This is a genomic window from Lysinibacillus sp. PWR01, assembly GCF_043359455.1.
GTDB lineage: Bacteria > Bacillota > Bacilli > Bacillales_A > Planococcaceae > Lysinibacillus > Lysinibacillus fusiformis_F.
In genome coordinates, this window is record NZ_JBHERJ010000081.1 from 16,383 (window position 1) to 31,011 (window position 14,629).

13 protein-coding genes are annotated in these 14,629 nt (G+C 37.1%); 3 read left to right on the forward strand and 10 right to left on the reverse strand.

The genetic code is table 11. The features are described from left to right. Position 1 precedes the first annotated feature (1 nt). Entirely contained in the window at positions 2–688 is a 687-nt protein-coding gene (locus tag ACEVFT_RS18240) for an ABC transporter ATP-binding protein (RefSeq protein WP_342441840.1), read from the reverse strand. Positions 689–1,112: 424 nt separating this feature from the next. On the opposite strand from ACEVFT_RS18240, the gene ACEVFT_RS18245 reads away from it, so the two are divergent. The 3 genes from ACEVFT_RS18245 to ACEVFT_RS18255 all read left to right on the forward strand — a co-directional run bounded on the left by ACEVFT_RS18245 (position 1,113) and on the right by ACEVFT_RS18255 (position 4,988). After that, a complete protein-coding gene (locus ACEVFT_RS18245; RefSeq protein ID WP_205445951.1) occupies positions 1,113–1,733 on the forward strand; it encodes a DUF47 domain-containing protein in 621 nt (206 codons plus the stop codon). Positions 1,734–1,754: 21 nt separating this feature from the next. Continuing rightward, positions 1,755–2,771 (forward strand): inorganic phosphate transporter, encoded by a 1,017-nt coding sequence (locus ACEVFT_RS18250; RefSeq protein WP_205445952.1) that lies wholly within the window; start codon positions 1,755–1,757, stop codon positions 2,769–2,771. Positions 2,772–2,876: 105 nt separating this feature from the next. Continuing rightward, positions 2,877–4,988: an MMPL family transporter gene (locus ACEVFT_RS18255; RefSeq protein WP_393950949.1), complete on the forward strand. Its 2,112-nt coding sequence runs from the start codon at positions 2,877–2,879 to the stop codon at positions 4,986–4,988. A gap of 46 nt (positions 4,989–5,034) precedes the next feature. Here ACEVFT_RS18255 and ACEVFT_RS18260 read toward each other — a convergent pair whose 3' ends face one another. The 9 genes from ACEVFT_RS18260 to ACEVFT_RS18300 form a co-directional block, all read right to left on the reverse strand. Beyond that, positions 5,035–5,643, reverse strand: coding sequence for an alpha/beta hydrolase (locus ACEVFT_RS18260; protein ID WP_393950950.1), 609 nt, complete (start codon positions 5,641–5,643; stop codon positions 5,035–5,037). Between the two features lie 17 nt (positions 5,644–5,660). Then, positions 5,661–5,852 carry a hypothetical protein gene (locus tag ACEVFT_RS18265; RefSeq protein ID WP_205445955.1) on the reverse strand — a complete coding sequence of 64 codons (192 nt, stop codon included), beginning with the start codon at positions 5,850–5,852 and terminating at the stop codon, positions 5,661–5,663. A gap of 22 nt (positions 5,853–5,874) precedes the next feature. Further along, a complete protein-coding gene (locus ACEVFT_RS18270; protein WP_004231915.1) occupies positions 5,875–6,339 on the reverse strand; it encodes a hypothetical protein in 465 nt (154 codons plus the stop codon). A gap of 134 nt (positions 6,340–6,473) precedes the next feature. Further along, positions 6,474–7,097, reverse strand: a complete 624-nt coding sequence (locus tag ACEVFT_RS18275) for an NUDIX hydrolase (protein WP_393950951.1) — start codon at positions 7,095–7,097, stop codon at positions 6,474–6,476. A gap of 11 nt (positions 7,098–7,108) precedes the next feature. Further along, a complete protein-coding gene (locus tag ACEVFT_RS18280; RefSeq protein ID WP_205445957.1) occupies positions 7,109–8,206 on the reverse strand; it encodes an AI-2E family transporter in 1,098 nt (365 codons plus the stop codon). Positions 8,207–8,362: 156 nt separating this feature from the next. After that, positions 8,363–10,060, reverse strand: a complete 1,698-nt coding sequence (locus tag ACEVFT_RS18285; RefSeq protein ID WP_205445958.1) for a M3 family oligoendopeptidase — start codon at positions 10,058–10,060, stop codon at positions 8,363–8,365. A gap of 143 nt (positions 10,061–10,203) precedes the next feature. Further along, on the reverse strand, positions 10,204–10,779 hold the full coding sequence (locus ACEVFT_RS18290) for a YdcF family protein (protein ID WP_483869626.1): 576 nt from the start codon (positions 10,777–10,779) through the stop codon (positions 10,204–10,206). Between the two features lie 75 nt (positions 10,780–10,854). Continuing rightward, positions 10,855–12,597: a methyl-accepting chemotaxis protein gene (locus ACEVFT_RS18295; RefSeq protein WP_393950952.1), complete on the reverse strand. Its 1,743-nt coding sequence runs from the start codon at positions 12,595–12,597 to the stop codon at positions 10,855–10,857. Between the two features lie 224 nt (positions 12,598–12,821). Next, a complete protein-coding gene (locus ACEVFT_RS18300; RefSeq protein ID WP_393950953.1) occupies positions 12,822–14,570 on the reverse strand; it encodes a methyl-accepting chemotaxis protein in 1,749 nt (582 codons plus the stop codon). Between the last annotated feature and the right edge of the window lie 59 nt (positions 14,571–14,629).

The window sequence follows — 14,629 nt, forward strand, 5'->3', positions numbered from 1 at the left end:
GTTAAGCTTCCTCCTTTACAAGTTCTCCATCGTACATGCGGAAGCGTTTATGTGCGATAGTAGCTACTTCTTCATCGTGCGTTATAATGACAAAAGTTAGCCCTAATTCACGATTTAAACTTTGAATGAGCAGTAAGATATCCTGCTCGGTTTCTGAATCGAGACTCCCTGTTGGCTCATCTGCAAGTAATATCGGAGGATTTGTAATAAGGGCTCGTGCAATGCTGACACGCTGTTGCTGTCCACCTGACAATTCATTTGGATAATGGTCTGCTACTTCTGTCAAACCAACCTTGTCCATTAATTTTTTTACTTTTTCTTTGCGCATAGCCTTACGCAAACCCTGTAGCTTTAAAGGTAATTCAATATTTTCGAATGCCGTTAAACCAGGCATCAATTGAAAGTTTTGAAAAATAAAACCGAATTGACGTAAACGGAAGGCAGCACTTTCTGTTTCAGTTAGATGGGCTGTTTCCTTTCCATTTACTTTAATAGAGCCCTGTTCAGCTTTCATAAAACCAGCTAAAACTTGTAATAAAGTCGATTTTCCTGAGCCACTTTTACCTACAATGGCAACAATTTCTCCTTTATTGACCTCAAAGTTCACACCTTTCAATACTGGCACTTGCTTTTCCTTCCCTCGTTTTCCAATTAAAAATGTATGCTGTAAGTTTTCAACTTGAATCATTTGCTAATAAACGCTCCTTTCTCATTCATTTTCATTGTAGAAAACAATTCTTAATAAAGAGAGAGGATAAAAATGAAGATATTCTTAAGAATAAGAAGGTACTCTTTTGGTCTCCAAACGAATTTACATTACCTTTACAATTCAAACTCGCTATTTTTATTTTTATTTATCATTTTTTGTGGCTTTATCTGTACTAATAAGCCACCTTTATAGAAAAATTGCCCATTATAACAAGGTTTTATCTGTACCTATAAAAATAAATACAGCTTGACCATCTCACTTTTTGTGAACGAATTGTATATTACAGGAATGTAAATTTTCGTGTCGAATATAAAATTTTTATGTAGATAAATTAAAGATTTTGTTATGATAGTAAAGTTTAGAGGTCGATTAATTTATTTATATCCAGGAGGATTCGATTCACATGCTTAACTCAAAAAAACAAGACCCTTTCTTTATTACATTGCATAAAATTGCTGAAAATATGAGAGAGGCTGTACATTACGCAAATGATTTTCGTATTAACAGTGTGGCTGACCTAAAAGAGATTAGCATTACAATGAAAAATTACGAAACCGCTGGTGATAAGCTTATTCATGAACTGATTGTAATGTTAAACAAATCATTCATGACACCTATTGAACGTGAGGATATTTTAGAGCTTGCCATTCGTATGGATGATGTTTTAGATGGTACAGAACACTGTATTGCGCACTTTGAAATGTTTTCGCTCACTGAGATTGATGAATCTATGCGCATTTTCTTAGGATTTATTTCAAAAAGTGCTGATGAAATAGTCAAAGCGACAGAAGAGTTAAAGAAAAAGAATCTAATTGGCATGCGTCCGCACGCAATTCTTATTAAAGACTATGAACGTGAATGTGATGAGGTACAACGTACTTCTATTAAGAAGTTATTTTTAAATGAAAAGGATCCAATCCGCCTCATTAAATTTAAGGATATTTATGAACAACTTGAAGATATCGCTGATCATTGTCAAAACGTAGCAAATACTATGGAAACAATTATCATGCGTAACGCATAATTAGGAGATGGGCACTTTACAATGAACACAATCATTATATTAACCGTACTGGTCGTCATCTTTGCCCTAACATTTGACTTTATCAATGGCTTCCATGATACAGCAAATGCTATCGCAACTTCGGTTTCTACTAGAGCATTGCCGCCTCGCACGGCAATCATCATGGCCGCAACAATGAACTTTATCGGTGCTATCACCTTTGTAGGGGTTGCGAAAGCTCTAACAAAAGATATTGTAGACCCTTTTGCTTTAAATGCTTTTGAAGGTGACACGACAGGCTCAGTCGTTATTTTAGCTGCATTAATTTCCGCTATCATTTGGAATTTACTGACATGGTATTTCGGTATTCCCTCCAGCTCTTCACACACATTGATTGGGTCTATTGCTGGTGCTGCTATCGCGTCAGCTGGCTTCAATGTGTTAAACTATGGCGGCTTTACTAAAATCATTATGGCGTTAGTATTTTCACCGTTGCTTGCTATTTGTGCAGGCTTTATTATGATGACACTTTTTAAAATATGGTTTAAAAATTTAAATTTATATCGAACAAATAAAGGTTTCCGCACAATGCAAATTTTCACTGCTGCTATCCAATCATTCACCCATGGTACAAATGATGCGCAAAAAGCAATGGGAATTATGACGATGGCTTTAATCGCTGGTGGCTTGCATACTGGGGATGAAATACCTTTCTGGGTACGTGCTGCAGCAGCTACAGCCATGGGGCTAGGTACCTCAATCGGTGGCTATAAAATCATTAAAACCGTTGGCGGTAAGATTATGAAAATCCGTCCTGTTAATGGTGTTGCGGCAGATTTAGCATCAGCTACTGTTATTTTTGGCGCTACATTAATTCACTTACCAGTATCAACAACACATGTTATTTCTTCATCCATTATGGGTGTTGGTTCAGCACAGCGTGTACGTGGTGTAAACTGGGGTATGGCTCGTAAGATTGTTACTACTTGGGTTATTACAATGCCCATTTCAGCCGTTATGGCATCTGTTATTTATTTTGTATTATCATTATTCTTTTAACAACAAGACTCCCGTCCACAAAATGGATGGGAGTCTTTACTTTGTCACACGACAAAATGTGACACATCCTTTACACTAATTGAAAAGGGGGATGTATAAACAACTATGAAAACTTTTTCAGCTTATATTACAGCACATGCGAAAGCAATCGTAGTCATATGGCTTATTATTTTTCTAGCAATGGCGTACTTTGCTTTACAGCTTCCAGGTAAACTTCAAGGTGATGGTTTTTTTGTCGAAGCAGATCATACCTATGTTACCAACGAGCTAGCAGAAAAATTTGATTTACCATCTAATACGATATTGGTTGTCTTTGATCCAGCTGATGATCAGAAAATTGAAGACACTTTAAAAAAATTAGATAGCAAAAAAGAGATTCATTCTATTCAATCACCTTTAGAAGACTCCTCTTTACGGAAAGATGGTATTGCCTATGCTATGGTTCACATAAAGAACGATGTAGAAAACCTTCCGGACATTGTTGAGGAATTCCGCTCATTAATTGAAAAAGACGGTGTTAGTATTACTGGAGGTCCTGTTATTTCTGCTGACATAAATACTGCTAGTCAAAAGGATTTAGCATCAGCTGAAGCCATTGGATTGCCAATTGCCATCGTGGTTCTCTTATTAGCGTTCGGTACAGTTGTTGCCTCTATTCTACCAATCATCATTGGTGTTGTGACAGTGGTTACGGCATTTGGTATGATGACGCTGCTTAGTGCTAATGTAAATCTATCTATTTTCGTCTTAAATATTGTCCCGATGCTTGGGCTGGCTTTAAGTATTGATTTTGCGTTGCTGTTTATTAATCGTTACCGAGAAGAACGCGCTCATACTTCTATTGCACAAGCCATTCAAACTGCTATACAGACAGCAGGACGTTCTATCATTTTCTCCGCAGTCTGTGTCATGATTGGCTTAGGTGCGATGATTGTCATTGATGTAGAAATTTTTCATAATATCGCCCTAGGAGGCACTATAGTCGTCCTATTAGCCGTTCTTTCTGGCTTAACATTACTTCCTGCCACAATGATGCTGTTAGGAGATAGACTTAATAAATGGCGCTTAATCCGTGTTAAACCAGGTGGCGCAAATCGTTGGCGCGGCTTTGCAGGTTTTGTCATGAAACATCCGGTAGCTATAGTGATTTCAGCATTATTGTTACTTGGCATTGGCATGATTCCTTTAAAGGATATCCAATTAACGATTCCACAAGTGGACTCCTTACCAACGAAATATGATGCACGTGCAGCATACGATAAATTAGATGAAACATTTGGACTAGGTGAATCCTCTACATTATATTTATTGGCTGAACGAAAAGATGGCTGGGAGGATACTGAAGGTAGAGAGCTAATTTATTCTATTCAAGAAAAGCTATTAAAGGACCCGTTAGTGACTAATGTTTCAACTATATATACAGCTGCTAACATTCAAACACCTGAGGAGCTTTCTGCTTCTTTAGCTATTCCACAGGTTGCAGAACAATTAGAACCTGTTATTAATTCCTTCTCGAAGGATACCCAGCTATTTGTCCCAATCACAATTGATGCAGCAGGTTCTTCCTCTACAGCTCAAAAATTTGCTCGAACATGGATGGACAAAGACCTAGGCGTGGATTTTGCACTTGGAGGGCCAGCTAAATTCAACCAAGAAATCTTTGATGAAATTGCTAATAAAATTGTTTTGGCTATAGCGATTATTATCGTATCCACATTCTTTATTTTAATGTTGGCATTCCGTTCTATCTTAATTCCGTTAAAGGCGATCATTATGAACATTATAGGGCTTTCATCTGCATTCGGTATACTCGTTTATATTTTCCAATATGGACATTTTGGTATAGAAGCAGGCTCCATTGTACTGATCATTCCAGTTATTGTTTTTTGTCTTGTATTTGGCTTAAGTATGGACTACGAAGTCTTTTTAATTTCTCGTATCCAAGAGGAATATTTAAAGGGCTCCGACAATACGCGCGCAACAATTGATGGACTGACCTCCACAAGCCGTATTATTACATCGGCAGCGCTTATCATGATTGTTATTACAGGTGCATTTGCCTTTACTGATGTGATGCCTGTGAAGCAAATTGGTGTGGGTATCGCCATTGCTGTTGCTATTGATGCAACGATTATTCGTCTTATGCTTGTACCTAGTCTTATGAAGCTATTTGGCGATTGGAACTGGTGGCTACCATTCTCGAAGAAAAGTAAATAACATAATGAAAATCCGCCTCCTTGATAAAAGGAAGCGGATATTTCAATTAAGCGTAGATGCTGTTATACCATTCTTTTGCTGCTTGTACTTCAGGCATTGTTAGTTGATGACCAAAATTAAACCATTTCGTCGTTACCGTTGCGCCTGCCGAACTTAAAAGTGTTTCTAAATCCTCAGATTCCTGTGCTGTACACATCGGATCATTCGAGCCCGCACCGATAAACACAGGTGTTGAAGAAAGTTGCGGTAATTCGATACCACGTCTTGGTACCATTGGATGGTGTAAAATAGCTCCTGCTAATGCATTGTCATAATGGAATAATAAGCTTGCTGCAATATTAGCACCATTCGAATAACCTATTGCTACAATTCGTTGGCGATCAAAGCCATATTGCTGTGCTGACGTCTGTAAAAATTCATGAAGCTCCTTTGTACGAAAGATTAAATCTTCAATATCAAAGACACCTTCCGCTAATCGGCGGAAAAATCGTGGCATTCCATGCTCAAGTACATTCCCACGAACACTTAAAATATTAGCTGTTTCATCTATTTCTTTTGCCAGTCCAATAAGACTTTCTTCATTACCACCTGTACCATGTAGCAATAATAATGTCGGTTTCGTTTCGTCTGTTCCTTTATAATAAATATGTTGCACTGACAGTCACCTCTCAATTATCTTGAATTCGAGATAATTGTAGCCTGTGGCAAAATTAAATTCAAGCTCTTTGACTTATTAATTTCACGATTTTCACTATTTGGCTGCTCTTCGTGGTTTTTATAAAAATTAGTAATGGTATAAACTGAAAATAAACATGCCGCAATCACAACAACAATAACAATTCCCACTAATTTTTTTCCGTTCATCTATCATGATCCCCCGTATTTCTTATTTCTTTGTACGAAAGCCTTCTTCGAGTAAATATTCCTTCGCAGCCTCATACGTACCAAATGCCTCTTCAAGATTGTCTCCATGATACACATTCCAAGAACGTTGCTCAAAAGCTAGTTGTAATTGACTACCATCTCGGCTATGCCAAATCTCTACAATCGGCTCCTGCTCTTCTACTTCTTCAGATAAATATTGGATAGCGTCTTCAATAATTTCACGAAGTTGTTGTTCATCATAATCACGGATATTTACTAATCCTTTATCATTAGCCTCGTTCTCGTAGCGCAATAAATCTCCAACAAAGACAAAGCCATTGCCATTTGGGTGTAATTTTTCAACTACAATCGTCTTTTCGTAAAGACTATCCATATAGTGATAATTTAGGCGCTTTAAAGAAATTTCCTTTTTTGTTAGCTCAGAAAACGATTCAATAATCGCTTGTTTTTGTTCAAATGTTAGCATATAAAAAATGCTCCTTTTCTTTACAATCTATCTAACAGTATAACTCATTTTTTCCTATTATATCGTGTCGTTTCTAAATCATTTTTGCGCAAGAAAATAGGACAAGCTAATATTATAGCTTATCCTATTTAAGCTTATGAGGTTTGATTAAATATTTTTTCACGTGTGAATTTTATCACCTGTGCTACATACAATTCCCGATAAGGAACAAATTGTGCGGTATCGACTGGTCTGACAATTCTCACACGTTGACCATCAGGGAAATATTCATACCCTTCAATATTCAGTGTCGTTGTTTCTCCTGAAAAGAAAGCCTCCGCCTCATTTAGCCTCGCTCTTACTACGCCTGATACTTCCTCATACTGTAAAGCAAAGGAATCCCAATCATGCTTGAAAGGGTATATGTAGACATGGCAAAATTCATTGTCAATCATATTTTCAGAAACGATACTACAAGAGGTCATACCCATTTTAACAACTTCATGGACATCAATATTGAGGCCCAATTCTTCTTTCACTTCTCGAATACCTGACTCTACTGTCTCAATCGCTAAAAGATGTCCTGCTGCCGTAATATCGAGTAACCCCGGATAATCCTTTTTCTGTGAACTGCGTACTTGAAAATAAATATAGTCCTCATTGACAAGCCAGCAATGGAAAGTCTCATGCCAAAGCCCTTTTTCATGCACTTCTGCTCTCGTAGCTGTCCCAATTTGCTCATGCTGTTCATTAAATACCTTTACAATTTCTTGTTCCATTGTTTCGACTCCTATACTGATTTCGTTGCTTTTTTCTTAATCGCATTACGTTGATCATAAATATTGGATACGATAACCTTTAAGACTGCATAAAATGGCACAGCGATAATAATACCAATAAAACCTGCTATATTACCTGCCGCTAAAATAATTGTAATAACGGTAAGCGGATGAATATCAAGTGATTTCCCCATGACATTAGGTGTAATAAAGTTGCTGTCTATTTGCTGCGCAACTAGCGTCACAACGGATACCCAAACCACTAAAATCGGATCTTGAATAACGGCCACAATCAGAGCTGGCGCAAAGGCAATCCAAGGCCCAATAAACGGAATCATATTCATAAAGAATGCAAAAATCACTAGCAATAACGAATAGTCCAATCCGATAATTAAATAGCCTACATACATTATAAGTGCTAATAAAAAACTAATTTGCAGTTGGCCCTGAATATAAGTACGTAATACATCATCAATTTCACTTAACGTTTTCTTTACCCATTGCTGACGTTCACCACTGAAGTATTTATAGATGGATGGAGCAAACTTCTCATGATCCTTCAGCATAAAAATAAAGAAGAATGGGATTAAAATGGCTAATAACGACACAGATACAATGGATTGTAAAAAGGCCACAAATCCTTTACTCGTCACTACTGCAATATCTTGTACCGAATTCGCCATTTTTTTGATAACATCATTTAATTGCTGGGGGAAGTTATCCTTATTTTGCGTTACATAGTCTGTTAGTTGCTGAATGCTCGTACTAATACTTGTACTAATCATAGGGGCATTCTTCACTAATTTATTGACCTGCTCGGCAATCGGGTTACCAATAATCCAGCCAAAAACGCCTACCATTGCTATTAGTCCGAACAAAATCGTCAATATACTTCCCCATCTAGGAAACCTACGTTTTTCTAAAAACCTCTGAATCGGCTCAGTCACATAATAGAGAACACCACCAAGTAGTAAAGGCACAAAAATGGCTTTTAATATGATGACAAGTGGTGAAAAAATCCAATGAATTTCTATAAAATATTTAATGATTAGTAGTGTAAGTAGTATCCCTACCCCTACTTGAAACCAAACTTTCCTCGTCACTTTCATTCACTTCCTTTAATTGCAGTTACTGAAAATACTACTGATATATTAACCATTTCGCAAGTATCCTAGTATTTTTTTACAGAACTCCTCTGACAAACTAAAAAATTCGCTCACTTCCACAATAGTTATCGTGGAAGTGAAACGAATTTAAGTAATCCATTATAGAGAAGAATCATCTATTGAATTTAAGAATGCCTCAATTTCTCCTATAACCGATTCAACACAGCCATCCTCAAATGGTGAGATTAAGCCTGCCTCTTTTACAAGCTTTGTAAAGGACATGGAGCCACCTAAACCACAAAGGTGGATATAGTCTTTCCAAGCCGCTTCAAATTCTTCACGTGAACGTTTCCAGAACTGGAAGGCACAGATTTGTGCTAACGTGTAATCGATATAGTAGAACGGGCTTGCATAAATGTGAGCTTGACGTTGCCAAATGCCCCCAGCCTCTAAGTAGCTGTTATGATCATAGTCACGGTGTGGTAAATATGTTTCCTCAATTTTTTTCCATGCAGCTTTACGTTCAGCAGGTGTCATTGTTGGATTTTCATAAATAACATGCTGGAACTCATCTACTGCCACACCATATGGTAAGAATAGAAGACCGCTACTTAAATGTGTAAATTTATATTTCTCTGTATCACCTTCAAAGAACAGCTCCATCCAAGGCCATGTGAAGAATTCCATACTCATCGAGTGAATTTCACAAGATTCGTAGGTTGGCCATAAATACTCAGGAATGCCAATGTCACGGCTTGAATAAACTTGGAAAGCATGTCCAGCTTCATGTGTTAATACATCGATGTCACCTGAAGTACCATTAAAGTTTGAGAAAATGAATGGGGAATGATAGTTTTCAATAAACGTACAATAACCGCCACTTTCTTTCCCTTTCTTCGCTACTAGATCCATTAAGTCATGATCAATCATAAAATTGAAGAATTCTCCTGTTTCAGGTGAGAGCTCCTCATACATTTTTTTACCGTTTGCTACAATCCACTCTGGATTCCCTTTTGGTGTAGCATTACCTGATAAGAAGTTAAGTGCTTCATCATAAAATTTAAAATCTTCAATGCCAATTCGCTTTGCCTGACGCTCGTATAGCTTTGTTGCAACAGGCACAATTAAATCACGAACCTGATCACGGAATTTTTTAACCATATCAGCATTGTAATCAATACGATTCATGCGAATATAGCCCAGTTCAACATAGTTGTTATAGCCAAGTTTAATCGCAATTTCATGGCGTACCTTGACAAGTTCGTCATATAAACGATCGAATTCATCTTCATGTTTTGCAAAGAAGCCAAAACGAGCATCCGTTGCTGCCTTACGTGTTTCTCGATCAGTTGACTCTGCAAACGGACCAAGTTGAGCAAGCGTTAATGTCTCCCCATTAAAGTCAATTTGTGCAGAAGCAACAAGCTTATTGTACTCAGAAACAAGTCTGTTTTCTTTTTGCATCAGATCAATAACTGCCGGTGAGAAGCCTTTAATTTGATAAGTTGCTAGATCAAATAATTGTTGGCCCCATTTTTCTTCTAATTGTTCACGGAACGGTGAATCAATTAATGCTTTATAGTATTCTGTCGTGACTTCTTCTAGCTCAGGACCTACTTCATCGAAATAATCACGTTCTGCTTGATAAAATTCATCGTTCGTATCGATTGAAGCACGAATGTATACTAAATTAGCCATTGTCGCAAAGTCATTACTAATTGCATTGTGCTTTTCAATGATATTACTTTGCTCGTCCATCGACTGTGCTTGTTTAAATTGCTCAATGAGTGCTAATTGTTGCTCTTTCATCGATGCCACATTTGGACGGCTGTATTGATATTCTTTAAACGTTGTCATTAAAGTCCCCTCTTTCTGTCCTATACCCCGTAATATTTCTATTATATGCCAAATAGAATCTATTAAGAAATAATTATCTCTATTCTGTTGTGATGATTTTTTTGTGAGAAAGAAGCTGTTCCTTAATCAAAGGCGTTATTGTTTTAATAGCCCACAATATATGTTTTTAATAACGCAGCTCTTTCTCTTATTCTTAATTTCACTTCTACTGATTTTGGTGTTTTTGCTGATAGGACATCTACTTCAAACTTTAAAGTTTCAGCAAGATATTTTGCACGTTTCAAATGAAAGTCATTAGAAACGATGGTAATTTTTTTTGTATCTTTTGGTAATAATTCTTTAGAGAATACTAAATTTTCATAAGTAGATGTAGATTGATCCTCTATGATAATTCTTGTAGCATCGATGCCATGCTGTTCCAAATAGTCTTGCATTACAGATGCCTCTGTTCGATCTTCATCAGGGCCTTGTCCACCTGACACAATGACCTTAACATGTGGGTATTTTGTTAAGTATGGAACAGCCACCTCTAATCTACTTTTTAATGAAAGCGATGGCACCCCACCTGGCTTTACTTTTGCCCCCAATATAATCAAATAATCAGCTGAACCGTTGGCATTAGGTTCTACACCCTGATCTATTTCTTTTCCCAACCAAATATAAAGAACGATTCCTATACCGACTAGAATAACACCAACTGTCATCAACCACCTTCTCACAAATCATTCCTCCTTTACCTTTTATTAACGAGGATAAAAAGAAAAGGATGCTTGTTGACCAAGCACCCTGAACGATTATCTCAATATAAACCGTTTAATAGACTCCTGTAAGGCTGATATTTCATCGGTTAAATCATTGGAAGATTCGCTAACGAGTTGAATCGCTCGCTGTTGCTCATCTACAGATGCTGTTACCTCTTCAGACGCAGCAGCATTCTTTTCACTAATCATCGCAATGCTTTCAATTGATTGCATAATATCATTTTTGGAGCTATTTAGATATTCAACACTCTCTGTCGTATCTCCTATGATGGCGATTATTTTTTCAACAGCCAATTTAATTTCTTTAAAGGATGATTCTGTTACCACGACAGAATCGTTTTGTTGACGTACAATGATATGGGTTTTCTGCATCTCATCATTGACTAAGTTTGTTTCACTTTCAATGCCCTTTAGCGTCGTGCGTACTAGCTCAGTCGCTACAGATGTTTGATCAGCAAGTTTGCGTACTTCTTCCGCAACAACTGCGAATCCCTTACCATGTTCACCCGCTCTTGCTGCTTCAATAGAGGCGTTAAGTGCAAGTAAATTCGTTTGATCTGAAATCTCCGTAATTGTCCCCACGATGCCTTCAATTTCACGCACCTTGACAATTAAGCTACCAAACACAGACTGAATATTCTGAATAAGATTTGAAGACTCCCGTGATTTATCCTTTAAGCTGTCTAGATTAACTAGGCCTTCTTCATTTGATTTTTTCATATGCTGTGATGCATCCGACATTAATTCATTTTTATCATGCAAACCTTCAATTTGTTGCGCAAACTCGATAGCTGTTCGGTTTGTATCCTCTGCATCAGATGCTTGCTTGACTGCACCTTTGGATACTTCATTAATTGCTTTGACGATTTCATCACCATAGGCATTTGTCTCTTCAGCTACTGCAGTTAAATTCGCTGATGTCGATTGTATTTCTACAATTGCTTCCTCCACATCTGAAATGAGCGTTTTGAGTTGATTTACCATTTCATTAAAGCCCTCATTTAACTGTCCAATTTCATCTGAACGCTGTAAGTGCTCAATATCTACTGTTAAATTTCCCTTCGCTACTTCACGCACGCGTTTTGATAATTTCTGAACTGGTAATGCCAGATGTCTTGATACTAGAATGACAACAATCGTTCCAATAATGATGGCACCGACTAATGTCAGACCAATTACTAACAATAAAGAATTTGCCTCTGCATTAAAATCCTGCATGTATGTACCTGATGCAATAATCCATCCCCAGTGTGGATCTTTCTCAGAATAAATAATTTTATCTGCTAAGACATCCTGACCTGGTAGTTCAAATTCATATTGTGTAAAACCACCACCATCAAGTGCCTTTTCAGTTACTTCTCGAATAAAGTACTTCCCACTACTATCTTGATCGTTCCAAAGATTATCCCCTTCTCGAGTTGGATGTGTTGTTAATGTTCCCTTATCATCCAATACGTAGATATAGCCATATTCCCCTAAATCACCAGGATAATTAATAGGCCGTTTTCCATCACTACCTTTCGGACCAAGAAACGCTTCACGTACTCGTTCCTGTGCAACTGCTAAAGGAACGTCACCTTTTTCAACACTCTCATTTGCAAGCTCGATTAATTGCAAAGCGGATTCAACACTATTGTAAAGAACCTGCTCCCCTATATCCTCCATACCATTCTTCGCCTTACCATAACTAACTATACCAATAATCAAACTTGGAATAATTAGTAGTGCTAATGATATAATAATCAATTTCCCCTGTATTGAACGTAAAAACCTCATACTTTAACCCCCTTATTTTCTTCGTTCAACAATATATTACTTTATATTATGTTATGGTTTGAAAGTTTTCACAATGGGTAAAGCACAAATTATTTTCTAATTTCCCTTAATCTGGTTCATTTCAATACTTTTATGCTAACCACTAGTAATATTTTAATGGTCAAAAATTTTAAAAACTATTTTTCCACAAGGCGTACGCTTATAGAAAAATAGTTTTAAGATTATCATAATTTAAATGTATTAATCGTTTCTATAACCTCTTTCGTTGTTTGATCTAATATTGTTACAACCTCATTTAATTCAGAAACCATAGATACTTGTAAATCGGAGGCAGTTGCTACTTCCTTTGTTCCTAGTACACTATGCTTCGCAATAGCATTCATCTGCTCGGTAGTAGCTAATACTTCCTCAGAGCCTGCTGACATTTCTTCAATCACCGCAGAATCATCTTGAATTTTATTATTCACCTCAAGAACAGACTGCAATATTTTCTCTAGACTTACACCTATATGTTGTACTGCTTTATTGCCTGCTTGTACATCTATTGTGCTGCTAGACATCTCTTGTAACGCTCGATCAGTTATTTGCTTAAAGCTTTCTAAATGCATGTGTATTTCGTCAGCAGATGCTTTAGACATCTCTGCAAGCTTACGCACTTCATCCGCTACGACTGCAAATCCTTTTCCAGCTTCTCCTGCTCTTGCTGCTTCAATCGCAGCATTTAAAGCAAGTAAATTTGTTTGATCCGCAATGCTCGTAATGATCGACACCATCTCTTCAATCGATCGGAACTTTTCACCCATTTCCTCGACATGATTAGCCGTACGTAAAACAGAAGATTCCACATTCTGAATTTGAGAGACAACTTCTTGAGAATGGCTAACACTTGTTTCAACCAACCCTGTCATAGCTGATGATGACTCTGCAATTTCTGAAGTTGTATCAGCTAGTCGTTGAATACCAATCGACATCTCATCCATAGTCAATACAACCTCTTGATTGTTTTGCTGCTGTTGCTCACTACCAGCTGCTATTTCGATAATCCGATCAGCAATTTGAGCGTTTGATGCTTCCACATGTTGAGAGGTCTCATCAATTTTTTGAACAACATTTTGTAAGGCAAATGTGCGTTGTTGAATCGTATGGAATGTTTCTTTTAATTTTTGTAGTGATTCTCTAAAGGATTGTGCAAATATAGTAATTTCATTTGTTCCTTTTAACTGTATTTTCTCTACTTCTATCGTTGCCTTAGCAATATCCCCTTGAGCAAAACTTTGCGCTGCAATCCCTAAGTGGGCTAAAGGTTTTAATGCTCCATTTATATAACGATACAGGATAAACATAACAATACCTGTTAAAGCTAATATGACAACAATTAAAGCAGGTAAAATGGCTGTTAATACTGCATTCGCAACACTGCTTACCTCTGTTGCTTCTATATCAACCCCAACAAAGGCAACGATATTCCCTGCCCCATCCTTTAATGGAACAGTACCAGATAAATAATCTCCAAAATCACTATGTAAAATATCGGAGTAGTAACTTCCTGTATTTTTTACTTTTTCAATATCTTTGTAGTATGTGGAAGAAGACTCGTCTCCTATAGTTCCAGCATTTTCTTGGTCATCTACTGGCATACCGTCCACTAAAAACCGTACCTTTTTATCTTCCTGTGGTACTGCGAAAGTATAGGCATAGAGAACACCATTTATTTCACGTAATTCGTTGAGCTCTTCCCGAAGTCGCCAATATAACTCAGATTCTTTTGGTTCCTTTGAGAGTTGCTCATATTCAGCTGCATTTAAATGTTTTGCAATATTCTCAGCAACTGTAACTGCCTGCGTTCCCATTGTTTTATTAACAGATGATTTTGCTGTATAAATTGTTGTTATAATGAAAAAAGTTAACAAAGCCACTAACATTACCAATGACATTAACACTATTCTATTGCTTAATTTGCCTGTCGCTCGCATACTTTCCTCCTTTAATATACTGATATATTAATATCTTAATAGTACATATTGTACTATTC